Origin of the sequence: Actinomadura macra NBRC 14102 (assembly GCF_001552215.1) — a bacterium.
Taxonomy (GTDB): domain Bacteria; phylum Actinomycetota; class Actinomycetes; order Streptosporangiales; family Streptosporangiaceae; genus Spirillospora; species Spirillospora macra.
In genome coordinates this window covers 77,248-101,022 of record NZ_BCQT01000006.1, presented here as the reverse complement: position 1 = coordinate 101,022, position 23,775 = coordinate 77,248, and the positions used below count along the sequence as shown (strand labels likewise).

Annotated in this window: 20 protein-coding genes; 13 read left to right on the top strand and 7 right to left on the bottom strand. The window is 72.3% G+C overall.

Annotation, left to right across the window (positions count from 1 at the left end; genetic code table 11):
* Positions 1-569 precede the first annotated feature (569 nt).
* Positions 570-1,721, bottom strand: a complete 1,152-nt coding sequence (locus AMA02S_RS09655) for a DUF8189 domain-containing protein (protein ID WP_067455059.1) — start codon at positions 1,719-1,721, stop codon at positions 570-572.
* Positions 1,722-2,054: 333 nt separating this feature from the next.
* On the opposite strand from AMA02S_RS09655, the gene AMA02S_RS45270 reads away from it, so the two are divergent.
* The 12 genes from AMA02S_RS45270 (at position 2,055) to AMA02S_RS09595 (ending at position 16,867) form a co-directional block, all read left to right on the top strand.
* Entirely contained in the window at positions 2,055-2,240 is a 186-nt protein-coding gene (locus AMA02S_RS45270) for an ammosamide/lymphostin RiPP family protein (protein ID WP_067455055.1), read from the top strand.
* Between the two features lie 11 nt (positions 2,241-2,251).
* Positions 2,252-4,045: a hypothetical protein gene (locus AMA02S_RS09645; RefSeq protein ID WP_067455052.1), complete on the top strand. Its 1,794-nt coding sequence runs from the start codon at positions 2,252-2,254 to the stop codon at positions 4,043-4,045.
* 46 nt (positions 4,046-4,091) lie between these two features.
* Positions 4,092-6,368: a lantibiotic dehydratase gene (locus AMA02S_RS09640; RefSeq protein ID WP_218004899.1), complete on the top strand. Its 2,277-nt coding sequence runs from the start codon at positions 4,092-4,094 to the stop codon at positions 6,366-6,368.
* Positions 6,365-7,786, top strand: a complete 1,422-nt coding sequence (locus tag AMA02S_RS09635; protein ID WP_067455047.1) for a hypothetical protein — start codon at positions 6,365-6,367, stop codon at positions 7,784-7,786. Before AMA02S_RS09640 ends, AMA02S_RS09635 begins: the two co-directional genes overlap by 4 nt.
* The gene (locus tag AMA02S_RS09630) at positions 7,783-10,032 is read left to right on the top strand and encodes a lantibiotic dehydratase (RefSeq protein WP_067455044.1); all 2,250 of its coding nucleotides are present in this window, start codon (positions 7,783-7,785) and stop codon (positions 10,030-10,032) included. The genes AMA02S_RS09635 and AMA02S_RS09630 overlap by 4 nt, the downstream gene beginning before the upstream one ends.
* On the top strand, positions 10,029-11,258 hold the full coding sequence (locus AMA02S_RS09625; protein WP_067455041.1) for a metallopeptidase TldD-related protein: 1,230 nt from the start codon (positions 10,029-10,031) through the stop codon (positions 11,256-11,258). The genes AMA02S_RS09630 and AMA02S_RS09625 overlap by 4 nt, the downstream gene beginning before the upstream one ends.
* Positions 11,255-12,349 carry a hypothetical protein gene (locus AMA02S_RS09620; protein ID WP_067455040.1) on the top strand — a complete coding sequence of 365 codons (1,095 nt, stop codon included), beginning with the start codon at positions 11,255-11,257 and terminating at the stop codon, positions 12,347-12,349. Before AMA02S_RS09625 ends, AMA02S_RS09620 begins: the two co-directional genes overlap by 4 nt.
* Positions 12,336-13,454 (top strand): NAD(P)/FAD-dependent oxidoreductase, encoded by a 1,119-nt coding sequence (locus AMA02S_RS09615; protein ID WP_067455039.1) that lies wholly within the window; start codon positions 12,336-12,338, stop codon positions 13,452-13,454. Before AMA02S_RS09620 ends, AMA02S_RS09615 begins: the two co-directional genes overlap by 14 nt.
* Entirely contained in the window at positions 13,436-14,113 is a 678-nt protein-coding gene (locus AMA02S_RS09610; RefSeq protein ID WP_067455038.1) for a VOC family protein, read from the top strand. Before AMA02S_RS09615 ends, AMA02S_RS09610 begins: the two co-directional genes overlap by 19 nt.
* Positions 14,114-14,130: 17 nt before the next feature.
* The gene (locus AMA02S_RS09605; RefSeq protein ID WP_218004898.1) at positions 14,131-14,736 is read left to right on the top strand and encodes an NADPH-dependent FMN reductase; all 606 of its coding nucleotides are present in this window, start codon (positions 14,131-14,133) and stop codon (positions 14,734-14,736) included.
* A 19-nt stretch (positions 14,737-14,755) separates the two neighbouring features.
* On the top strand, positions 14,756-15,850 hold the full coding sequence (locus tag AMA02S_RS09600; protein ID WP_084264941.1) for a methyltransferase: 1,095 nt from the start codon (positions 14,756-14,758) through the stop codon (positions 15,848-15,850).
* Between the two features lie 63 nt (positions 15,851-15,913).
* Positions 15,914-16,867, top strand: a complete 954-nt coding sequence (locus AMA02S_RS09595) for a cyclase family protein (protein ID WP_174550950.1) — start codon at positions 15,914-15,916, stop codon at positions 16,865-16,867.
* A 98-nt stretch (positions 16,868-16,965) separates the two neighbouring features.
* On the opposite strand, the gene AMA02S_RS09590 is transcribed toward AMA02S_RS09595, so the two are convergent.
* Positions 16,966-18,270, bottom strand: a complete 1,305-nt coding sequence (locus AMA02S_RS09590) for an NsdA family TPR-like regulatory protein (RefSeq protein WP_157430485.1) — start codon at positions 18,268-18,270, stop codon at positions 16,966-16,968.
* Positions 18,271-18,460: 190 nt separating this feature from the next.
* Here AMA02S_RS09590 and AMA02S_RS09585 point away from each other — a divergent pair, with 190 nt between their 5' ends.
* Positions 18,461-18,694 carry a hypothetical protein gene (locus tag AMA02S_RS09585; protein ID WP_067455033.1) on the top strand — a complete coding sequence of 78 codons (234 nt, stop codon included), beginning with the start codon at positions 18,461-18,463 and terminating at the stop codon, positions 18,692-18,694.
* Positions 18,695-18,761: 67 nt separating this feature from the next.
* Here the strand turns inward: AMA02S_RS09585 and AMA02S_RS41545 are convergent, their stop codons facing one another.
* From AMA02S_RS41545 to AMA02S_RS09565, 5 genes are all read right to left on the bottom strand, one after another.
* The gene (locus AMA02S_RS41545; RefSeq protein ID WP_157430484.1) at positions 18,762-18,920 is read right to left on the bottom strand and encodes a hypothetical protein; all 159 of its coding nucleotides are present in this window, start codon (positions 18,918-18,920) and stop codon (positions 18,762-18,764) included.
* Between the two features lie 74 nt (positions 18,921-18,994).
* Complete coding sequence (locus tag AMA02S_RS09580) at positions 18,995-20,107, bottom strand: prenyltransferase (protein WP_067455031.1); 1,113 nt, start codon at positions 20,105-20,107, stop codon at positions 18,995-18,997.
* The gene (locus AMA02S_RS09575; RefSeq protein WP_174550955.1) at positions 20,097-20,858 is read right to left on the bottom strand and encodes a class I SAM-dependent methyltransferase; all 762 of its coding nucleotides are present in this window, start codon (positions 20,856-20,858) and stop codon (positions 20,097-20,099) included. The genes AMA02S_RS09580 and AMA02S_RS09575 overlap by 11 nt, the downstream gene beginning before the upstream one ends.
* A gap of 50 nt (positions 20,859-20,908) precedes the next feature.
* On the bottom strand, positions 20,909-22,192 hold the full coding sequence (locus AMA02S_RS09570; RefSeq protein ID WP_067455025.1) for a glycosyltransferase family 4 protein: 1,284 nt from the start codon (positions 22,190-22,192) through the stop codon (positions 20,909-20,911).
* A gap of 221 nt (positions 22,193-22,413) precedes the next feature.
* Complete coding sequence (locus AMA02S_RS09565; protein WP_067455021.1) at positions 22,414-23,682, bottom strand: cytochrome P450; 1,269 nt, start codon at positions 23,680-23,682, stop codon at positions 22,414-22,416.
* Positions 23,683-23,775: the final 93 nt, after the last annotated feature.

Sequence of the window (23,775 nt, the reverse complement as noted above, 5' to 3'; positions counted from 1 at the left end):
ACACGCCCGCAGCGTCAGTGTCCGCATCGGAAGAGGTCGTGATGGACAGCCAATTCGACAATCTCGCCGCGCTGTACGAGAACTTTTCGCAGCAGCCCTTCCGCCGTGAGCTGGAGTTCCCCTCCCTGCGAGGCGCGGTGGGGACTACGCCCCCTATGGGTTCCGCCTGCATACGTCCGAGCCTCACGACGCCGCGGCCGTCGTGCTCCAGCTGTGGGCTGGCGGCCGGGAGGCGACCGTCCCCGCGCGGTACTGGACGGGTGCAACCCTGGAAAGGGCGCTGAAAGAGGCGGGATTCGTGACCGTGGACTGGCTGTCCCACACGGTCCCACACGGTGTCCGAATCCGGTGTCCGCGAATACGGCCCCCGTGCCGGGGGCTGGACGTTGGTCGATCACGCCGCGGTCGCGCGTGGTCTGCTCGGCCCACGCTGCGTGCGGCCGGGCTGTCTGCCGGCACGCAGCGTGCACTGCTTCTACCGTGCACTGCTTCTACCGTGCACTGCTTCTACCGTGCACTGCTTCTACCGTGCACTGCTTGTGTTCGCACTCCTAAGGTGAGGGTGTCTTCTAGCTGACGGCCGGGCCGGGGATCGAGGTGTAGCCGCCGAACGGGGCTTGTGGTCCGCCGGTGAAACCGGGCCGGATGTTGAGGGCCAAGGTGCCGTCGGGCCGGCGGGCCAGCAGGTACTGGGTCAGCGGGCCACCGTTCTGCGCGAGGGTGAAGGCCGCCGGGTTGCCCGCCACCTCGCCCTCGACTCGTTCGAAGGGCTGGAAGGTGAAGGTGCTTCCGTCCTTGCGGCTGGAGTAGATGGCATTGTCGCCGCCCCGGACGTAGACGAAGCCCTGGCTGGTGACGGTGATGTCGCTGGTGGCCGATACGCCGGTGAGGGGCTGCCATGTCGGCGTGCCGCCGAACAGGTTGCGGGCGTAGACCCGGTTGTCCTCGCCCCGGGCGTAGATGTCCAGGGCGCTGAACGGGTGGTCGTCTCTGATCGCGATGTTGCTGGTGATGCGCAGGTCGCCGACCGCCTGGAAACCGGAGGCGTCGTTCGGGCCGACCTCGTTGAGGTAGACCCGGTTGTCGGTGCCCCGGACGAAGATCCGGACGCTTCTGGCGCCGAGGATCTGGCGACCGGCGGTGATGTCGCTGGTGATGCTCCCGCCCAGGCTGTTCCAGCCCACCCAGGAGCCGTTGCGCCGGATGTTGGTCCAGACAGCCCCGTCCTGGCCGCGGGCGAAGATCCGGACCGATCCGGTCGGCTCGTTGAGCGGAACGACCGACTCGACCTCACCGGTGACCGTCACGCCGGGCACCACCGAGTATCCGGTGACCGCGCCCCCGGGCGTGACGCTGTTGGTGTAGACCCGGTCGTCGGTGCCGCGGACGAACAGGTCGGTGCCGTTGGGGGTGGCCACGGCGGACGGATCCCCGACGATGACCCCGCCCAGCGACTGGAGGGCGGCGAATCCGGTGCCCGAGCGGGCGCTGTAGAGCAGCGCGCCGTCGGCGCCGCGCGCGGCCACGCCCTTGGCCGGCTGCGTGGCCCGGGGGTCATAGGCGACTTGAGGCGTCCCCAGGTCGGGCAGGTCGGTGGCGTAGGAGGGGCGCGCGGTGGCGGCGGTTGCCGCGGCGGGTGAGGACAGGGCCGGCAGGACGGTAACAGCGGCCAGCGCGACACCAGCCGCCAGGAACCGGCGGAACCGCGAGGAATGTTGCATCGGGCGTCCCTTCATTACGTCAGGAATTGACACCCATTCGCCGCCGGACGGTCGCTGGATCATCGAAACCCTGGCGAACCGCAGGGTTCGGTGCGCAGTTGTGCCGAGCGGGCGCGCGCCGGGGGCGGTGATCCACTCGGCGGAGTCCGCACTCTGCGCCGCAGGTCAGACGGCCGTCACTGTGCCGCTAGGTCACGAGCTGTAGTTGAGCATTTACGCTAGGTATACAACTGTGAAATGGATCACATGAAGATCCGCCGAGAGTGAGGAATGGCGGCCTGCGCGACAACGCGGCGTGCTCATCCGATCTCGACTCCGCCTGAGGAGGCTGAAATGCGAACCGAGAATAGCGACGACATCACCCGCCCGGAGCCGGCGGCGCCGGCCGTGGATCCGGCCGTGGACGGGCTTGGCGCCGATGCCGAGGCCGCCGACCAGGACGATCTAGATGATCTGGACGACCTGGATTTCGATCTCGACGAGGTCGAGAACAAGATCGCTCCGCTGGCGCTGGCCTGAGGACGGCTGACATGGTCCATGCCGATCTCGGGACCTCGCGGCCGACCGGGGTCGAGGTCGACGTCAACGTCGGGCCCGCCGCGGCGTACGAGGGCCTGCGCCGGGCGTTGAACGCGCTGGCCGAAGCCGGCGCGAGCTTCGACGACATCCGCGGCGCACGGGAAGCGGAGTGGGCCGAGCTGTTCCCCGGGACCGGCGACGAGGCTCCTCCTCTCGCCGAGATCGCCTTGGCCGCGTCGGAGCGACGGCTGCATCGGGAGTCCGAGCAGGTGTTCCGGGTCCTGGCCACGGCCGCCGCCGCCCTGTGCCACGGATGCTCCGAAGTGGGCCGGCCGCTGGTGCTGCACGGCATCGGCGGCGCCGACCTCCCGTCGCTGCGCGGGTTCATGCGGGCGGTCGAGCACGCCCGAACCCTGCCCGGGGCCGGCATCGTGACGCACGCGCCCGAACGTGTGCGCCCCCCGCTCGACGCCGCCGCCGACCTGCGCGTGGAGCGGGCGCAGTGTCTCCAGGGCATGGGCCTGCCGCTGGCGGCGGCCGACCTGCGTTCCGAGCTTCCCGCCGCCACCGTGGCCCCGGCATCCCGCGAGGGCGAGCTGTACGCGCGCGCCATGGACCAGGAGGCGGACGCGGCCGATCGTCTCGCCGCGGTGCTCGCGTACTGCCGGGCGGCCTTCTTCTCGGCGAACTGGGAGGGCACGGCCATGGTCGCGAGCACCGCGCTCGGGCTGGCGGAGGATCTCGCCGACGCCCGGGTGCCCGGCCTGCTGGAGCAGGCCCGCGGCGAGGACGCGCAGGCCGAGGCCATCGAGTTCGAGCCCGGCGCCCTGGAGACGGCCGTCGACCTGCGCGCGTTCCTGTACAAGGTCCTCGGAGTCCAGGCGACGTTCCGCGGGCGTCAGGACGAGGCGCTGACGTACTTCCGGGCCATGCGCGAAGGGGGAGGACGGCTGCTCCCGGAGCTGCGTGCGCAGTCCCACCTGTACTGCGCGCTCACCCTCTCCAAGCGGATGGACCGCGTCGGCGAGGCGATCGGCGAACTCGACGAGGGGTTCGCCGTCGTCGTACCGCGTGACGACGAGCCTGACAGCGTGCGCCGGGAGCGCGGCTGGCTGCACAACCTGCGGGGGCTGACGCATTTCGCGCGGAGCGAGCTGCGCTCGGCGTTCGAGCAGGAGAAGCTCGCCCTCGCCTGCGTCGAGGGGCTCACCGACCCCAGCTCGGTGCACCTGCGCATCAACCTGCTGTCCAACGTGAGCGTGCTTCAGGAGAAGGCCGGACGGCCTCAGCAGGCCGCACGCACATGGGAACGGTTCAAGCGGGCGGCGGGCTCGGCGAACACGGCCTTCGTCAAGCACCATTCCTACCGTGCCGCCGGTCTCGCCCTGCTCTGCGGCGACCGCGGGACCGCCCTGGACGAGCTCGACCGGTCGCTCGGCTGTGCGGGCGAGTTCACCGACGACTTCCATGAGTGCGAGATCCGGCTGGAACTCGGCGGCCTGCACGCCCGCGCGGGCGAGGACGGGTCCGGCGCGGCCCACTTCACCGCCGCCAGCGCCGCCGCGACGCGGCTGGGGGACCCGTACCGGATGGCGCTGGCGAAGGCGGGCCTGGCGGTCTGCACGAACACCGCGCCCGGCAGTGAGGTGGCGCACCTGGCCGGCCTCAGCCTGGCCAATCCGGGCAAGGCGCGCGAGCTGCGCCAGAGCGTCGCCTTGTCCGAGGACCCCCGCGCGCTGTTGCCCACACCGCGCACGAAGCTGAACCGCCCCTTCGATCTGGTCAACTTCCAGGGGCGACCGTGACCGGCGTGAGTGCTCGCCGGCGATGGCGCGTCCCCGGGGCGGAGTGGTGACCGGGGAGGAGCGCGGGTCCCTGAGTGAAGCGGCGGCCGGATGGGAACTGCTGCCGACGCTCGTCGTGCGCAGCGCGGCGTTCCCGTGGGAGATGGCCGCGGAGATCGCCTGTCCCGGAGCGGGCGTGCTGGCCGATGAGGCCGTGCGGCTGGAGCGGGCGGCGCGGGATCTGCTCGCGGAGCCGCCGTCCACCGCCGGGCGGCCGAATCGGGGCACGCAGAGCAGGTTGCGCAACCTCCGGCCGCTGCCATCGGGCACGCCGGGCCCGGACGACTGGCTGGCGGCGTGGAACGACACGACGTCCCGCCTGGAGCTGGCCCGCCGGCGACTGGCCGACGCCATCGAGACCGAGGAGAAGCTCGCCCGCGATGTCTTCGACCGGGTCGCGGCGGACGAACGCTTCCTGGACGCGGTCGTGTGCTCCTCGCCGGGCGTCTACCGTGACCTGCGGCGCGGCAGGCCGGGGGCCCGGCTGCGGCGCCAGATCGCCTCGTACGTCCAGCGGTTCTGCGCCAAGTGCGAGACCATGAGCTTCTTCGGGCCGATCAACTACGGGCGGGTCGAGCCCGCCGAGACGAGCGGTTTCGCGTGGTCGGGCCACCGCGAATGCCCTGAGCGGACCGCCTTCCCCGCCGCCCGCGTGCTCGACGCCCTCCTGGACCGGATTCTCGGAGACCCCGCGCTGGTGGCCGGGCTGGTCGCCCGGCGGAAGACGGTGACGGCGGCGGTCCGGGGCGCCGGCGGCGTCGTCGGGCAGTGCGACGGCGTGCGGACGGTCGCCGAGATCGCCGGCGCGGCGGGCAGGGGAATCGAGCAGGTGACGGCCGATGTCGTCGCGGCGGTCCAGCGCGGCCTGCTCACCCACGATCTGTGCCCGCCGGCCACGGTCCCCGACGCGCTCGGCTGGCTCCGGGAACGGTTGCACGCCCGGGGCCGCGACGCGCGGCTCACGCCGCTCACGCGGGCGGCGGACGGGATCGCCGCGCTGCTCGGCGAGTACCCGGCGGCGTCGCCGGACGAGAAGCTCGCCGTCCAAGCGCGGATCGCCGAGCTTGCGGGCGGTGACCCTGGGAAGGGCACCGGTGAACGCTTCTACAACGATCGCGTCGTCGTGCACGAGGCCGCCGTCGGCACGCTGCGGGTCACCATCGGGGGTCCGCTCGCCGCCGACCTGGCCACCCTCGTCCCGCGCGCGCTGGCCCCCCTGGCCGAGGACGCGGAGCTCACCCGGCGGCTGACCGGGGAACTGCTAGCCCAACGGCTCGGCCGGGGCGTCTTCCGCCTGGCCGAGGTGCTGAGAGCAGGGGCCGACCTGCGCGTCCGGTACGGCGACGGCTTCACCCGGCGGGTCGAGGAGATCGTGCGGGACACGGCCCCCGGCGCCGCGTCGGTGGACCTGGCCGGGTCGCTGGACGACGCTCCAGCCGCACCGCACGTGCCCGTGCTGTGCTCCGTGGACGTGATGGTCGCCGCGCCGGACCTGGCCGGGTACCGGCCGGGCGTGACCCCGCTGGTCCTCGGCGACATCCACGACGCCGCGTTGCTCACTCCCTGGGCGCTGCAGTTCCATCCCGGCGCGCAGCGGGCGATCGAGGAGCGCGACGGCGCGATCGAGCGGGCCCTGGCCGGTCGCACGGCGCTGAACGTCATCGCCCGCCGCCGGACCGGGCTCCCGCCGCTGGAGTTCCCCGGGCCCGTGCTCGAACTCGGGGGGACCTCTGCCGACCTCGGGCGGGACCGGATCGGCCTGGACCGGCTGACGGTGCACAGCGACGGTGAGCACGTCACCCTGCGTGCGGAGGGGGCCGAGGCGCCGCTGCTGTTCCACAACGGCGAACTGGAGACGGCGGTGCACACCGCCCTCGCGCTTCCCCGCGTGCGGCGGCCCCGCCTGCCCGACCTTCCGTACGTGCCCCGGCTGACGTGGGGCAACGTGGTGCTCTCCCGTAGCCGCTGGCGGCTCGCGGAGTCCGAGACGGCCTCGCTGGCCGCGGCCACGGGAGGAGGGGAGCGGCTGACGGCCATGGCGCGGCTGCGCGCCGACCGCGGGCTGCCCGCACGCTTCTTCGCCTCCTCGCCGGCCGAACGCAAGCCGGTCTACGTGGACGCGCACTCCCCGGCCCTGCTCGACGGGCTGGTCCGGCTGGCCCGGACGGCGGAACGGATCACGGTGTCGGAGGCGCTGCCCGGGCCGCGGGAGTGCTGGCTGCGCGACGGGTCGCAGCGGTTCGCCGCCGAGCTGCGCTGCGTCTACCTGCGGGGGTCAGCGTGACGGAGCTTCTCATCGTGCCCGCGCTCACGGACTTCACGACCGAGGTCATCGCGCCGCCGGGCACCGAGGTGCTCGACCTCAACGCGCGGATGGCGACCAGGCTCGCCGACCCCGCCAGGCTGAGGGCGGAGGCGCATCGGATCGATTCGGCGGAGGAGCTGTTCGCGCGGGCGGCCGCGGCCTCGCTGGAGCGGGGCGGAGGCACCGCCGGCCATCTGCGCGCGGTGGGGATCGCGTTCCGGCTGGCCCGTGATCCCGCCGTCCGGCTGGCGCTCGATGATCTGGAGCTGACCGCGGGCACGACGCAGAGCAGCCGGGACGTGCTGGCCGCGGCGAGTCGCTGCCGCGTGTTCGAGCCGGAACTGGAGGCGGCCGAGGCGGCCGCCCAGGGCCGGCGCGTCTGGGTCCTGGTGGACGCCGACCAGGCCCTGCCCGCCGCGTTCGCGCTGGTCCAGCGGCTCGGGCCCGGCAAATCGGCCCTGTGCGGCCGGTTCGTGGCGAGGCACGCGGGGGCGCTGAGGCACGTCCCGGAGCTGGCCGGGGTCGAGCTGCGGGGGTGGTCGCCGGACCGGGTGGTCCGCGACCTCTGGCCCGCTGAGCGACCGACTGGACCGGTCCCGCGGCGGACGGCCTGGGTGACGGGCGGCGGCATGCCCGGGCGGTCCGGGCCGTGGGCGGGCTGGCTGAACGCCGAGCGGGCGGCGGCGCTCGCCCAGGGCGTCCTCAGCCGGTGCCGGGGGCTGACGGTCACCGTGACCGGGTACGCGACCCTGGCCACCGTCACCGGAATGGACGGCACGCCGGTGGACCTGCGTCCCGTCCTGGACGCCCTTCCAGCGTCCGCACCGATGTCGTTCGAGCTGGTCGTGGGCGCGCCGGGGTTTGACGAGAGCGTGGTGGAGCAGTCCGTGCACGCGCTCACGGGCAACGGCGCTCAGCGGCTCGCGGGGCTGCGCCCGTATCGCATGGAGTGCGGCTCCGGCTGGGGAGGCGAGGCGCTCTGCCTGGGCCCCGATCCGGTGCACGACCTCGCCCGGTGGACCCGCTTCGAGGCGCCACGGACGCTCCCACCTGAGGATGCGCGTGCGCTGGTCGCCACCTGGCTGGACCGGCTCGCCCCGCGGGCGGACCTGTACCCGGGGAGATTGGCCGCCTGCACGCTCATCGGGCCGGCGGTCTCCTCTCCGGCGGGCGGTGTGCGCTGGGACGACTCGGCGGAGGTCGTGACCGGCCCGGACGGTGCCCATGTGGTGAACCTGCGCTGGGGACGTGCCTTCCGGTTGAACCCTCGGCTCGTGCCGCTGGTGCGCCGGCTGGCCGCCCATGAGGAAGGCGTACTGGACGCGCTGCCGGGGGCGTCCCGCGCCCGGCTGGTGACGCATCTGGAACGAGCCGGTGTGGTCGGGAGGGGGCGGTGAGCCGGCGATGGCGTCTCGGCCGGGTGTTCGTGCTCCGGCATAGCGGCATGCCGTTCGACTGGTTGGAGGGGCTGGGCGCGCCGCGCGAGCTGCTGGAGGCCGCCGACGACCTGCTCGACATCGAGGAGTCCAGCGATGTGCGGGAGGCGCCCGCGCCCGTGCGCGCCGCCGTCACGGCCTGCGCACCCGAACGGCTTCCCCCCGCCGCGAGGACCGCCCTGGCGGCCTGGTGCGGCAAAGCCGCCGACTTCCGTGCGCTCTACCGGAAGGCCGACGATCGCGCGACCGAGGACCTGCGGACGCTGCTGCGGCATCCGCAGGTCGGCGAGGCGGTGTTCCTGTCGAATCCGGACGTCCACCGCAACATGCTGCTCCCGTTGCTGAACTCCGTGGGTCCGCTCAACTCGCGCAGGCGCCGTGCGAGGCGCCAGCTTTACACCTACCTTCAGCGCTTCTGCGGCAAGAGCGAGACCGTCAGCTTCTTCGGACCGATCGCCTATGGGGGAGTGCGGGCGGGGGCCGGCGCCGTCCTGCGCACGGACCGGCCGCGCGTGCGGCGGGTGTTCCTGGCGGTCTGGGCCGCCAGGGAACTGGTGCGGGCGCTGGCCCGTGACGCCAAACTGCTGCCGGACCTGCGGTTCCACCGCACCCGTCGCGAGGACGACGGGCACGGTGGCACCGCACCGGCGGGCGCCGCCGCCGCGGTCCTGGCCTCGATCGGCAGGGACGGCCGGACCTTGCGCGGCCTGTGCCGGCAGACGGGCCTGCCCGCCCGCGACGCCGCCCGCGTCCTGCGCGACCTGGTCGCGGCGGGTGTCCTCGATGTCGCCCTGGGCGGGGGCCCCCACGATCTGGACCCGCTCGGCACGCTCGACGGGCAGCTCGGCGGGCTTCCCGCCACACCGGCCCGCGACGAGTGGCTCCGGCGTCTGCGCGAGCTGGACCGGCTCCGCGCGGCGCTGGAGGCCGAACCGTTTCCCGACAAGGTCGAGACCCTGCACGAACTGGAGGCCCTGTTCGAGAAGTGCACCGGTGTCCCGGCCAGGCGCGGCGCGGGCCGCACGTACGCAGACCGGGCGATCGTGTACGAGGAGTGCTCCTCCGGGTTCTTCCTGGAGGTGGGCGAGGACCTGCTGCGCGACTGGGAACGGCGGCTGGAGCCGATCCTGGAGGTCTGCGCCGCCCACGGCCACGCCGCGCAGCGACAGGCGTCGCACCAGGTCGCCGCCGCGATCCGCGCCGCAGGACCGCCGCCGGGCCCGGCCGGGACGCGGGAGATGACCCTGGCGGCGTACGCGCGTCGCACGACGGAGCTGTTCCAGCCGAGCGGAAGCGTCTTCCAGACCGATCACGCGCCCCGGCATCGGGGCGCCGGGGACCTGCCGCGCCTGTCGCGGGAGGCGGCGGCCCTGCGCGGGGACCGGTACGCGATGATCGACCTGTGCCCCCGGGCCGCGGACGTCGCGGACCTCGGACGGGCCGGCCTGGTCGTCGCCCGGACCCACCACCACCTCCAGATCTCAGGCTGGCTGGACGTGATGTACCCCGACCCGGCGGGCTTCGCCGCCGAGGCCGTGGCCTGGCTCGCTGAGCAGGGCGGCCGCGTCGTGGGATTCGACTTCGGGCGCCGTAACAAGGCGTACTACCGGTTCCCCGGCCAGGAGGTGGCCCTGCGCGTGCCGTCCTGGACGGACGCCGACCGTGAGGACCTCCTGCGTGCGGACGACCTGACGGTGCGGGTCGAGGATGACCGCATACGGCTGGTGGGGGCGAGCCAAGACGAACTACAGGCCCACCTCCCGCTCAGCGACTTCGTGAAGTACCCGCCGTATGCGGCCCTGTCCCACCCGCAGGTTCTGCACCCGGTGTTCGCCTCGGGTGCGGACGGCGGGGACGAGGAGGTGAGCGTCGGGGACGTCGTCGTCCAGCGGGCGCGCTGGCACGTCGAGGCGTCCGAGGTGGCCGGCGCGACGGCCGAGGCGCGTTTCCTGGCGCTGCGGCGGCTGGCCCGCCGCTCTGGCCGCCGGTTCGTGTTCGTGCGCAGCGAGCGCGAGCGCAAGCCGTACCTGATCGACCTGGAGTCGCCGCCGGCGGCCGATCTGCTCGGCCATGTCGCCTCGGCGGGTGAGGCGCTGACCGCCGAGGCGATGGTGCCGGGCCCGGACGAGCTGTGGCTGCGCGACGCCCGCGGCGCACGCTATGTCTGCGAACTGCGAATCCAAGTGATCGGACGGGATGCGCCGTGATCGTGGTCTTCGCGGAGCACTCGCTGCGGTTCAGCCTGGAGTTCCGACCGGACGGGCAGGTGCGGCGCGAGGCCGTGGTGCGCCGGGGTGCGTGCGTGGACGAGCACCTCGGCCACGGGGAGGTGCTCCACCGCTTCGCCGACGGCGACGAACTGCTGCGCGCCCCCCGTCGGCCGGTCGGGGCGGAGACCGCCGAGACCGCCGCGCGGGTGCTGGAGCGGCCGCTGATCCAGCCCGGGGCGGAATCCGAGGCGGTGCTGCGCGAGCTGAGCCGGGACGCGCGGGTCACGCTCGTCCTGAGCGGCCTGCATCAGCATGTCGCGGCGGGGAGCGACGGCGGCGCGCACGCGGACGAGCGGAGACTGTGCACGTTGGAGGCCGTTCTGGAGCGCGGGCTCGCCGAGTCGGCGCCGTGGCGGCTCGCCGCGTCACCGGCCGTGGGCTTGGCGGACGCCGAGTGCGTCGTGGAGCGGCTCCGCGGCCGCGACGTCCGCGCCCGCGCCGACGAGGTACCAGAGCGCGCGGACGTGCTGCTCGCGCCGGGCCGGGCGGGGGCGTTCTTCCATGAGCTGGTCGGACATCCGATGGAGGCCGACGTGTTGCGTTCGGGCACCGTCTACCTGCGGCCCGGTGTCCGGCTGGCCCCGGAGTGGCTGACCGTCGTGGACGGCGCTGTCCGGGCGGCCGAGGGCTACCGTGCGCGCATCGACGACGAGGGAAGCGCCTGTACCGAAGCCGTCCTCATCAGTCGCGGAGTCGTCGCCGAGCCCCTGACGGACCGCGCCACCGCGGGGCACGACGCCCGCCTCCAGCCGACCGGCCACGGCCGCCGCCTCGACTACCGGCATCCGGCGATCCCGCGCATGACCCACACGTGCGCGCTCGCGGAGGCGCCGGCCGAACCGCCGCCGCACGACTGGATCGAGCCGTACGGCTTCCGGCCGGAGACGGTGAACCCGGCGACCGGTGACTTCACCTTCCTCGCGTTCGCCCCGCTGCTCCGCCGGTGGGACGCACCGCCGTTGCGGCTGCCCCGGCTGCGGTTCACGGGAAACGCCCGCACCGTCCTCGCCGCGCTGCGTCCCGCCGACCCCGGGGTCTGCGAGGACGCCCGAGCCCGGAGCGGCTGCGGCAAGCTCGGCCAGTTCCCCCTGCCCGTGACCTTCGCCAACGCCGGCCTCCTGCTCTCCGCCGGGACGATGTCGATCGAGGCGGTCGGGACATGAGCGACGAGCTGCTCGTCCTGGCGCGGGGCACCATGACCCCGGGTCCCGGCGGACCCGCCCTGCGGCTGTCGACCGACCTCGTGTGGATGACCCGCGACGGCGCGGGCGCGGTCCGGGAATCGCGGCGTTCGCCGGGCGTCCCCGTCGACGTCGCAGGGGACGCCGGCGGCGATGCGGCCGTGGCCGACGTCCGCGGCCTGCTCGCCGCCACCGCGGTCGCGCTCCGGGAGGCGCCGGTGCAGAGCGTGCTCGCCGAGGTGCGGTGGCTGCCCGGGCACGAGTGGCGGCGGCCCCGGGTGCTCGCGCGGATCGAGACGGCCCTCGGACCGACCTGCACGGGTTTCGCGGCCCCTGGCGGCGCCTCCGGGAACGGCCGCGCGCACGTCATGGCGAGCGCCCCGGACGTGCCACCGTACGCTTCGCGCCCCGGCCCGCCGCCGGAGGGGTGGCGTGAGCTTCCGCTGCTGATGCGGCCCGCGGTGGCGGCGATCCCGGCGGCCGGCACCGCCCTCATGCTCACCTCTCGGGCGGTGCGCGGCCGGCCGGACCGGCTCGACGGCCGTCGCGTGCTGGGGGCGCTGGCCCTGACCGACCTGCCCTCGACACATCCCGAGGCGGCGCCCGACGACGCCGGGCACCCGGCCGACGAGATCCCCATGGTCGAGGCGGGCGTCCTGAGGACGCTGCGGATCGAGCGGGCCTCCGGTGCCCCGCGCGGGCGCGCCGTGTGGAACCACGACCGGCAGTCCCTGCACCCGTCCCCGCAGCCCCGGCTCCGGCTGTCCGCCCCGCTCGCGCCGTCACCGGGCCCGGTGGTCGAGCTCCAATGGCCGGTCGAGAGTCTGCGGCGGTACGACCCCGACGGCTTCCTCTCACTGATCTGCGTCGCCCGTGTCTCCGACCACCCGGAGCGGAGCTTCGCCGTACGCCTCAGGGCCCGACCGCAGACGATCATGCGGGCGGTCCGGGGCGCGGCCGGAGAGCCCGTGCTCGTCGTCTGCGCGGACGCCGACGTGACCACACCGCCATTGCTGCTGCCAAGTGCCCGCGAGCTCGCGGGGAAAGGAAGGTGCGCCGTTGAAACGCTATGACTTCGCGCTGGTCGGAGGTGGGATCATCGGCGCCTGTGTTGCCGAGGAACTCGCCGCGATCGGTGCCTCGGTGACCGTGCTCGACGCGGGCCCCGAGCCGGGTCACGCCACCCGGCACGCGGTGGGGGTGGCCGTGCCGCCGCTGCGGCACGTCGCCGACCACGTCTTCTACGACTGGATGCGGCAGGCGGCGCACGGCCTCAGGGAGGACATCGACCGGCTGGAACCCGAGTACGGCCAGTTCAGCGCTCCCCACGCGGTTCTGCACGTGCTCAGGGCCAGGAACGCCGATCGGATGGCGCCCGACCTGGAGACGGCGGGCGCGGGCTCCTGGATCGAACCCGCCCGGGCGGCGGAACTGGCGGCGGGCCTTCGGCTGCCGGGCAACCGGCGCTACCTGCTCGACGAGACGGGCTTCATGGTGGACGGCGCACGCTACCTCGCGGCCGTCCGGGCCCGCTGCGCCGAACTCGACGTGGACTGGCGGCAGCACACCACCGTCTGGGCCGTCAAGGACACCAGCGATCTCGTCGAGCTGGCGACGTCTGGTGGGACCGTCCACGCCGACATCACCGTCGTCACCGCGGGGGCGTGGTCCGGAAAGCCGGAACTGACGGGCCACGTCGTCCCCGTGGGACCGCGGCGCAGGCAGCTCGTCACCCTCGCGACCGAAACGATCCCGCCGCTGATCCTGTCGGCGAACCGCAGCCTCGTTCCCGGCCTCGCCGGGGACGTGATCGTCGGCGCCACCGACGACGTCGCCGAGGTGGACGCCGGCTTCGACGACCGCTGCGACGTCGCAGGGATCACCCGGCTGCTGCGTTTCGCCACCGCCGTCATGCCCACGCTGTCGCGCGCCGTCCCCGTCGACCTCCGGGCCGGTCTGTGCTCGGCGTCGGCGAGCGGATGGCCGCTGATAGGCCGCGTACCGGGGCGCCAGCGCCTCTGGCTCGCGACCGGGCACGCCGGGCACGGGCTCCTCACGGCCCGGTACTCCGCGCGGGGACTGCTCGTCGGTCTGACCAAGGAAGAGTGGGACACCGTCCCCTGGTTCATGTGCCCGCGCCGGGCGCTGGAAGGGAAGACATGCGCATCGACCATGTGATGATCGGCGCACGCGACGTCGAGCCCGTGCGCGCGCTGCTGCGCGAGCGGCACGGCTTCGGCCTCGTGCTGGGCGGGCGGCTGCACAACGGCACCACCTGCTGGATCGTGCCGTTCGACTCGTCCGAGGTCCAGTACCTCGAAGTGGTCGTGCCGCACGACGAGGCCGCCATGGCGGGCAGGGGCATACGCGAGTCGTTCATGGAGCGGACCGCGGCCGGCCCCGCCTTCCTGACCTGGGTCGTCCACGTCGACGACATCCGGGAGACGGCGGAGCGGATCGGCAAGGTGCTCGGCGATGACGGCGGACTGCGGCACGGGGAGTCCGTCCGGGCCGACGGGCAGCGCCTGCCCTGGGCGGAGGCGGGCTTCGCCGCCGCGTGGCGGCAGCCCTCGCGCCCCTTCTTCCTCGAATACGGCGACGGGCCCGGGCGCCGTGCCCGGGTTCCGCGCGAGCTGGCCGCCGCCGAGCACCGGCGCACGCCCACGGCGTTCTCGTCCATCACGGTGGGCGGCCACGACGACCTGTCCGACTGGCTCGGCGGCCCCGGCCTTCCCGTCCAGGCCGACCCCTCCGCACCCGACGGCGTGCGGGAGGTCACGATCGCCGTACGCGACGGCGACGCCGGGCGGGCCGAGACGGCCCTGAGACTGCCATGACACAGACAGGAGCCCGCATGAATGTGGCACCGAAGATCGTTTTCCTCAGCGGATCCCTCAGCGGGAACTCCACGACAGGCGGTATCGCCGACTGGTGCGCCGGCCACTGCGTGCAGTACCGGGCCGTCACCCGTGTCTTCCGCGGCGCGGACCTGGAGTTCCCGTTCTATCGCCGCGGCGCCGCGGCCGACCACGGGCCGGAGGTCCACGACTACCTCCAGGCGATGGAACAGGCGGATGCCGTCGTCCTGGTGTCGCCCGCCTACCACGGCGCCGTGTCCGGCCTGCTGAAGAACGCGATCGACTACGTCAACGATCTGGCCGAGGCGACCCGGCCCCTTCTGGACGGCCGGGCGATCGGCTGCGTCGCCGTGGCCCGCGGAGAGCAGGGCGCGGCGAGCACCCTCGGCATGCTGCGGACGATCGGGCACGCGCTCCGCGGCTGGCCCACCCCGCTCGGTGTCGCCCTCTCCAACGAGCAGGCGCTCGTCGACGGCGCGGGCACACCCGTGACTGAGCGGACACGCGTCCAGCTCCAGGTGATGTTGGGGCAGGTCGTCTCGCACTCTCTCATCAGCGCCCGGAGACGAGCCGCCCGGACCCCGGCGGGCACGCGCAAGTGACCACCCCAAGGAGCCGATCATGCGCGAGCAGGCCCCAGCCCCGAAGCGGACGCCCCGCGAACCCGTGAGCGCGAAGGAGGTCATTCCCAACGGTGCCTGGGGAGACAGGGAGCTGAGGGAACGAGCGGACCTGGCCCTCCCGATGGCCATCCGCGTGGCGGCCACGCTGCGGCTCGCCGACCACATCGCGGACAGGGGAAGTTCGGCGGACGAACTCGCCGGCCGCCTGCGGACCGGCCCCGATGCACTGGAACGGCTGCTCCGGCATCTGGAGGCCGGGGGCATCCTCACCTGTGACACCGCCGGGCGCTACCGGCTCACGCCCCGCGGGTATCCCTTGCGGGACGACCACCCACGAAGTGTGCGCGCCGTTCTGGATATGGAGGGCGCTCTGGGACGGGCAGAGCTCACCTTCGTCGAACTGCTGCACAGCATCCGCACCGGCCAGCCCGCCTATGCCACTCGGTACGGCCGGACCTTCTGGGGCGACTTGGAGAACGATCCCCAGTTGGCAGCCGGATTCGATGCGTTCATGTCCTCTCGCATGGAGACCTGCCTGCCGGCGATCATCCGCGCGTACGACTGGGCGGCGCTGGGCCATGTGATCGACGTGGGCGGCGGTGATGGCCGGCTCCTCGCCAGGATGCTGGCCGAGTTCCCGACGTTGCGCGGCACCCTCGTCGAGCGCCCCGGAAGCGCGGCCACCGCCCGGACCCTCCTGGCCGTCGTGGCCGACCGCGTCGAGGTGAAGGAATGCGACTTCTTCGGCACTCTCCCGCCCGGAGCAGGGGGCTATGCACTGGCCAACGTCCTGCACAACTGGGACGACGAGGCGTGCGGGCGAATCCTGAGCCGGTGCCGGGACGCGGCCGGCGATACGGGACGCGTCTTCGTGATCGAACACCTGCGCACCAACGGCAGCGCCCCCAGGACCGCCCTCGATCTGCGCATGCTGGTCCAGTTCGGCGGCAGCCAACGCAGCCTGCCCGAACTCGCCCGGCTCGCGGGCACCATCGGGCTCGGTGTCCGCAACACCTACTCCGCCGGAGAACTGACGATCGTCGAACTCTGCCGTGCCGTACCCTACCTCCCGACCGCTGGCCCGCTGATCTAGGTGTCAGCTAGTTCACCGGGCCTTGGGGCCTTGAAGCGCGTGACCGGAGGAGTCGATGCTGGGATGACGGCAGGGCGACCGATACCCCCACAGGACGACGTGCTCGGGTACTTCGACACGCTGTCGAACTGGGGACGGTGGGGCGACGACGACGAGCTCGGCACCCTGAACCACATCACCGACGACGTCCGGCTGGCGGCGGCGCGGGCCGTACGCCACGGCAGGAGCGTGTCATGCGCATGGGAGGTCGCCGTCCCGGAGGACATGGAGCGGTCGACGACGACGTGCCCATGTGCCGCCGACATGCCGGGTGCCGAGAACATGCCGTCCGGATTCCACAAGGACCGGCGCTGGGGCTTCTCGTCCGAGCGGCTCGGCATCAGCTTCCACGGCAACACCCTCACCCACGTCGACTCGCCGTGCCACATCTTCTGGGACGGAACGATGTACAACGGGCGGTCGCACTCGATGGTCGACGCCGCGACGGGATCGGCGTGGGCGGCCGTCACGGCGGCGGCGAACGGGATCATCACCCGTGGTGTCCTGCTGGACATCGCGAAGGTTCGCGATGTGCCGTGGTTGGAACCGGGGCAGGGCGTGTTTCCCGACGATCTTGAGGAGGCCGAGCGCCGCCAGGGCGTGCGGGTGCGATCCGGCGATGCGGTGCTCCTGCGGACCGGCCGTGGCCGCGCCCGGCACGAGGCCGGTGCGGCCGGCGGTTTCATGCAGGCCGGCTGGCACGCGTCCTGCCTGCCGTGGCTGCACGAACGGGGCATCGCGCTGATCGGCGCCGACACCCCCCAGGACGTTCAGCCGTCGGGGTACGAGGACGTGTTGATGCCGGTTCACGCCGTGGGCCTCGTCGCGATGGGTCTGTGGCTGCTCGACAACTGCGATCTGGAAGGATGCGCGACGACGGCCGCCGAACTCGGCCAGTGGGACTTCCAGCTCGCGGTCGCGCCGGTCCGCTTCGCCGGTACGTCCGGCAGCCCGGTCAACCCGATCGCCACCTTCTGACCACGGGGCTCGTATCTCACGGCGGGAGCGTCACGCGGAAAGACCATGGGGGTAAGAACGCAGGTCCGGAAGACACATCCCGATGCGAGCGCGAGTTCTCAGGTAGCCGTGAGTGCGCGAAGATCTTGCGCGGCCGGGAGAGCATGGGCCGTAGGAGGAACGGTGTCCAACAGCTGGTCGACCAGTTGACGTGTTGCCATGACCGGGCGTGGCCGCTCAGCGAGTGATGTCACGGCCAGATCGAGGCCATCGCGCACCTCGCCACGTCCGACCTGGTTGATGGCGCGCATGAGGTGGAGGTTGACGATCGGCGCCGTTGCGGTCGGGGGATAGAGGGCCTCAGCTTCGTCGATCGCTGTCGTCGCGCGTTTGCTATTACCAGCGGTGCGCACATACGCCTCGTTCCAGCGTAGTTGCCCCTCTTGGAAACCGAGAATGGTCGGTTCGCTGGAACGGTGGGGGAGTTGGTCGAACGTGCGCTTCAGCTTTGTGAGGTTGTCGGACGCCGTGGTGTGGTCGCCGCGAGAGGCAGCCGTCCATGCGCCGGCGGCGTAGGCGCGTGCGATGCCCGAGGACGGGACGCCGTCAGCGATTTCAACGGCATCATCGACCATGCTCATGACCGCATTGTGGGAGGTGCCCACCCAACTCGCATGCTGAGCGGCTCGGCCACGCGTCCAGACCCGCAGCGTACGGTCACCGGACGCGTCGGCTGCGCGGCGTGCGGTGCTCCAGGCACGGCGCGCGGCGCGGTCATCGCCCACATTGCCCAGCGTGTCGGCCAAGATGCCGGAAAGCCCGGCGCTCACCCGGAGAAGACCGGCTTGTTCGTGGGGCGGACGGCTCGCCTTGAGTAGCTGGCCGACAGCGACGATGTCCGCTGCCAATGCTGGGACGAGCACGTCGAACTGCCGCCGGTAAAGCTGGTGACCATAGTCGTCTACCACCCGTTCCCACTCTTCGACATCGGTTCTGAACCTAAGGACGTCCTCGATACCGGAAAGCAGTTCCTCCAGGACGCCGGGCGGAACGGCTGCGCCTGCGCCCAGAGCGGCAAAGAGGTGTAACGCGGCGCGGCGTTTCATGTCGTCGTCCTCCTGCCCTGGAGTGTGACTCTGATCCACGGTACCCAGCGGCGAGGTGTCGTGCTCGGGTGGCGGGGCGGGGAAAAGTTCGTCTTGTGGGAGGTCGAGTACCTCGGAGTAGACGTAGTCCCAGTTGCGCGGGTAGTGGTCGCCATTCTCGTAGCCGCGGATCTGGTTGGCCAGATTCTTCACCTTGTCGGGTGTGGAGGTGATCCCGATGTGGGTGAGGAGTCGGCGCGCCATCTCGTGTTTTCCCCAGTGGCGCTGGAGACGTTCGGCCTCCAGCCGTGCGGCCCATGCGGGACGACGATCCGTCATGGTCGAGCCCTCCATCGGATCCGGGGGCAGGGGCAGGCACCCCTACCGGTCCTTCATTGTCGGTGTTCCGTGACTCTCCGTGCAGGCGTTTCACTCGGTTGGCGCGGGGAGGCGACCCGCATCCGAAATCACAAGCCGCGGTCCGGCGGGTGCACGCCAGGGTTCGGGGCCTGACCGAAGTGAGGAATAGGTGAGAAACGGAACGGTCGTCGGCGACGTCGACGCTCAGAAGGCGGCGCTGCGGGAGGAGTTTCCGGGGTGGTCGATCATCCACACCACTGACACCGATCGGTGGTGGGCCATGCGGGGGCCGCTGGCCCCCGAGGATATGGACAAGGCCGCCACCGTGGACGCCGACACCCCCGATGGTCTGCGCTCCGGCATCAGGGCATTGGACGTGACCGCCGCGCGGGACGGCCTGTGACCTCGCCGCAGTATCTCGACCTGCTCGCGCGGGTGCTGGCCACCGCGGGGTGGTCGTCGCGTCCGCGCTACGACCAGGTGCCGGCGCGGCTGCACGTGTTCTCGCACTGCCTGCCCTCGGTCGGGGAGAGCGTCCACGTGAAGACCGGGGTGGGCGGGGTGCCGTGGTTCATCGCCTCGACCGGCGACCCGATCGCGCCGTGCCACGACCTGGAAGGGGCGGTCACGGAAATCGGGTTGCGGCTCGAACCGTGGGTGAGGTTCGGGGTGGCCTACAAGGCGGCGACCAGCGCGCCGCTTTTCAGCGTCGGGCGGTGGCGACCAGGGCGCAGCCGCAGGCGAGGGGGTCGGACGCCTCGCTGGGGCCCAGGGGGCGGCCGGCGATCTCCTTGAAGAGGCGGGCGCCGGGGGAGGCGCCTTCGAGGGCGTCCGCCGCCAGGACGACCGCGGCGGCCGTGTAGGTGGAGCGGTCGCCGGGGAAGTGGCGCCGGTGCTCGAACTGCCAGCCCGTCCAGTACGAGCCGTCTTCGTGGCGGAGGTGCTGGATGGAGGCGAACAGTTCCAGGGCGCGGTCGCGGTCGCCCGCGGCGTCCAGGGCCAGCACCAGCTCGCAGCTCTCGGCCGCGGTCACCCACGGCTGGTCGGACACGCAACGGCAGCCGAGTCCCGGGACGACGAAGGTGTCCCAGTCCTCGGCGAGGCGGCGCGTGGCGGCCTCGCCGCGGACGGGGCCGCCGAGCACCGGGTAGTACCAGTCCATCGACCAGCGGCTCTTGTCGGCGAACGCCTCCGGGTGGGCGGCGACGACGTGGCCGAGCTGGTCGGTCGCGAGTTCCCAGCCCGGCTGGTGCTCGCCGAGGTGCTCGGCGAGCGCCACGGCGCAGCGCAGCGACTGGTAGATGGACGAGCAGCCGGTCAGCAGCGCGTGGTCGGACGGTTCGCCGTCCTCGCGGCGGATCCAGATGATCTCTCCGCGCCGGGTCTGGAGGCCGAGCGTGAAGTCGATCGCCCGCCGGACGGACGGCCACATGCGCCGTGCGAAGTCCTCGTCGCCGGTCATCAGCAGCTCGTGCCAGACGCCCACCGCGGCGTAGGCGGCGTGGTTGGACTCCCCGCCCGGCTCGGTGACCTCGCCCAGCACCCACTTCGCGGGCCACGACCCGTCCGGGCGCTGGACGTCCCGCAGCCATTCGTACGCGCGCCTGGACTCCTCGCGCAGACCGGCGGCGGTGAGGGCCATCGCGGCCTCGACATGGTTCCAGGCGTCCACGTGGCCGGGGACGCCGGCCGTGGGGGAGAACCAGGGGATCGCTCCGGACTCCTCCTGCTGCGCCGCGATGCTCTGTGCCGTGGCGACGATGTCGTCCCTGGTCACGATGCCCGAGACCGAAGGCGGGGCGGCCTCAGCCCGCATCCGCCGTCTCCTTGGCGGGGGCGGCGGGGGTGCCCGGCGTCGCGGGCTTGGCGAGGTAGACGACGACGCTCTTGCCGATCACCGGGTTCATGACGCGTTCGGCGAGGCGGGTGGCGAGCGGGCGCTTCATGATGTCCCACACGAGGATCTGGTGGTAGGCCTTGGCGAGGGGGTTGGCGTCGTTGTTGACGCCGACGGCGCACTTGATCCACCAGTACGGGGCGTGCAGCCCGTGCGCGTGGTGGTGCCCGCCGACCTTGAAGCCGACCGACTTCAGCTTGGCCTCCAGCTCGGCGCGGGTGTAGATCCGCACGTGCCCGCCGGGGGCGGTGTGGTAGTCCTCCGACAGTGCCCAGCAGACCCGCTCGGGCAGCCAGCTCGGCACGGTCACCGCGAGCCTCCCGCCCGGCTTGAGGACGCGCAGCAGCTCGCGCATCGCCCGCATGTCGTCGGGGATGTGCTCCAGCACCTCGGACGCGACGATCCCGTCGAAATGGTCGTCGGGGAACGGCAGATCGAGCGCGTCACCCTGCACGGTCTCGGCGGTCGCGTCCTCGGGTACCTCACCTTCGAGGCGCATGGCCCCGAACATCTTCTCGACGCCGTCCAGTTCGCCGGCGTCCTGGTCGAAGGCCACGACGTCGGCGCCCCTGCGGTACAGCTCGAAGGCGTGCCGTCCGGCGCCGCATCCCATGTCGAGGACGCGGTCTCCGGGGGTGACGCGGAACCGCTGGAAATCCACGGTCAGCAGGGTCGTGCTCCTTCCGTACAGGGGAGACCCGAGGCGGGCTCCTCGCGTGCCTACCGCCTTGGCGCGGCGGCCAGCCGCCGGTAGTTCTGCTGCTCGATGGCGGCGCGGTAGTGCTTGACCGTGGCCTGGGCCACGGCGGGCCAGGCGAAGCGTTCCTGGACGCGTGCGAAACCTGCGGCGCCGACACGCGCGCGCTCCGCGGAGGAGTCGTGCAGGCGGCGCAGGGTCACGGCCAGTTCTTCGACGTCGCCGGGCTTGACGAGGACGCCCGCGTCCCCGACGACCTCGGGCAGCGCGCCGGCGCGGCTGGCCACCAGCGGCGTGCCGGACGCCATGTGCTCGACGGCGGGCAGCGAGAACCCCTCGTAGCGGGACGGGACGACGGCGATCTCCGCCGAGGCCATCAGCTCACCGAGCGCCTCGTCGCTGATGCCGCTGACGAACTTCACGCGTTCGCCGAGGGCCAGCTCGCGGACGAGCTTCTCGGTCGGGCCGTCCTTCTGGGGACGGCTGACGACGATCACGTGGACGTCGCGCTCGGTGGCGACCTTGGCGACCGCGCGCAGCAGCACGTCCACGCCCTTGATCGGCGCGTCCGCGCTGGCCATCGCGACGATCCGGCCGGGAACGCGCTCGCCGCGCGGGTGGAAGACGCGGGTGTCGACGCCGAGCGGCAGGATCTCGATGTCGCGCGGGTCGACCTTGAAGTCCTTGACGATGTCGACCTTGGACGACTCGGAGACGGTCAGTACCGTCCCGATCCGTCTGGACACCTGCGCCTGCATCGCGACGAACCCGTACCAGCGGCGCTTGCCGAGCTTCTGCTTGACGCCGTGCGCGGCCTCCAGCTCGATGCGGCGGTCGACGCTGATCGGGTGGTGGATGCTCGTGACGAGCGGCAGGCCGAGCCGGGCGATGCCGAGGTTGCCGAGGCCGAGGACCTGGTTGTCGTGCACCACGTCGAAGTCGCGGCGGCGGGTCCGCAGGGCGCGCAGGACGCGCAGGCTGAAGGTCAGCGGCTCGGGGAAGCCGCCGGTCTTCATGTGGGCGAACTCCAGGACGTCGATCCAGTCGCGGAACTCGGCGAGCGCGGGGGTGCGGAAGGGGTCCTCGTCCCGGTACAGGTCGAGGCTCGGGATCGTGGTGAGGGTGATCTCGTCGCGGTCCAGTTCGGGATACGGCTGCCCGGACAGGACCTCCACACGGTGCCCGAGATCGGCCAGCTCGCGGCTCAGATGCCGGAGGTAGACACCCTGCCCGCCGCAGTGCGGCTTGCTCCGGTACGAGAGGAGGGCCACCCGCAACGGGCCTCCCGCTTCGCCTGCCTCAGCCACGCCAGCCCCTGCTCACGCACCACTCCCGTCAGTCGCGGACGCCGGTCGCACACGCACCGGGCATCCCCTTGAAGGCGTCGATGAAACTAGACCCTAACCTCCGCAGGTTACCGCTGAGTTCCATATTGGGCGTGGCGTCCAAAAGTGGTCCTAAGCACATCGGACCAACCGCAGGCGGGCCTCCGGAGGGCCCTGCCTGCGGCTGGTCGCGGAATGCGGCGTCAGGCTGGCTTCGGCGTGGACGGGGTGAAGGCGACCGGCAGCTCCTTGAGCCCGTTGACGAAGTTGGAGCGGAGCCTGCGGGCCGGGCCGGCCGGGCGGATGTCGGGCACCCGGTCCAGGATCGTCTCAAAGATGATCTTCAGGTTCATCCGGGCGAGGTGGGTGCCGAGGCAGAAGTGCGGTCCGCCGCCCCCGAACCCGATGTGGGGGTTGGGGTCGCGGCCGACGTCGAAGGCGCCCGGGTCGTCGAATACCCGCTCGTCCCGGTTGGCCGAGCCGTAGAACAGGACGACCTTGTCGCCCGCGCGGATCTGCCGGCCGCCGAGTTCGGTGTCGGCGAGGGCGGTCCGGCGGAACTGGTTGATCGGGCTCACCCAGCGGACGATCTCCTCGACCGCCGTGGGCAGCAGGCTCCGGTCCGCCTTCAGCCGCTCCCACTGGTCGGGCCGCTGGAAGAACGTCTGCATGCCGCCGGCCGTCGCCGTCCGGGTCGTCTCGTTGCCCGCGATCGACAGCATGATCACGAAGAGTGCGAACTCCTCCTCGCTGATGCGCGTCCCGTCGGCGTCGGGTTGCAGCAGCTTGGTCACGATGTCGTCGCGCGGTGTGGACGCGCGGTCGCGTGCCAGCTCGCCGGCCCATCCGGCGAACTCGGCGGCGCACAGCTGCGACTCCGTCCGGTCGCCGATGTACTCGGGGTCGTTGAACGCGACGAGCTTGTTGGACCAGCGGAAGATCTTCTCTCGGTCGGCCAGCGGCGCGCCGAGCAGCTCGCAGATCGTGTAGAGCGGCAGCGGTGCGGCGAAGTGCTCCACGAAGTCGCACTCGCCCAGCTCGACCGCCTCGTCGATCAGCGCGTCGCAGATCCCGCGGACGTGCTCCTGGAGCCTGGTGATCATCCGGGGCGTGAAGCCCTTGTTGACCATGCCGCGCAGCCTGGTGTGGCCGGGCGGGTCCTGGAACAGCATCATCTGCCCGTACAGGGCGATGTCGTCGTCCGCGAACTCCTCGAACATCGCCGTCCGCACGTGCGAGGAGAACAGTTCGGGGTGCCGCGAGGCCCACACCACGTCCTCGTGCCGGGTCACCGCCCAGAAGCCGGGGACGCCGTCGTTCGGGTCGGGGTGCCAGTGGACGGGGTCGTGGCCGCGCAGCCAGGCGAACTGCTCGTGCGGGATGCCGCCGCGCTCGTACGCGCCGGGGTCGATGACGTCGATCTCGGGAGCGCGGAAGGTCCGGGCGGGGGCGTCGCGGCTGTCAACGACCATGGATGAGCCTCCGGTCACGCGCCTTGGTTGAGCGCTTGCTTGGTAGAACTGGTTCTAACATGAGACTGGAGTCTCAACAAGGCCCTGTCCAGC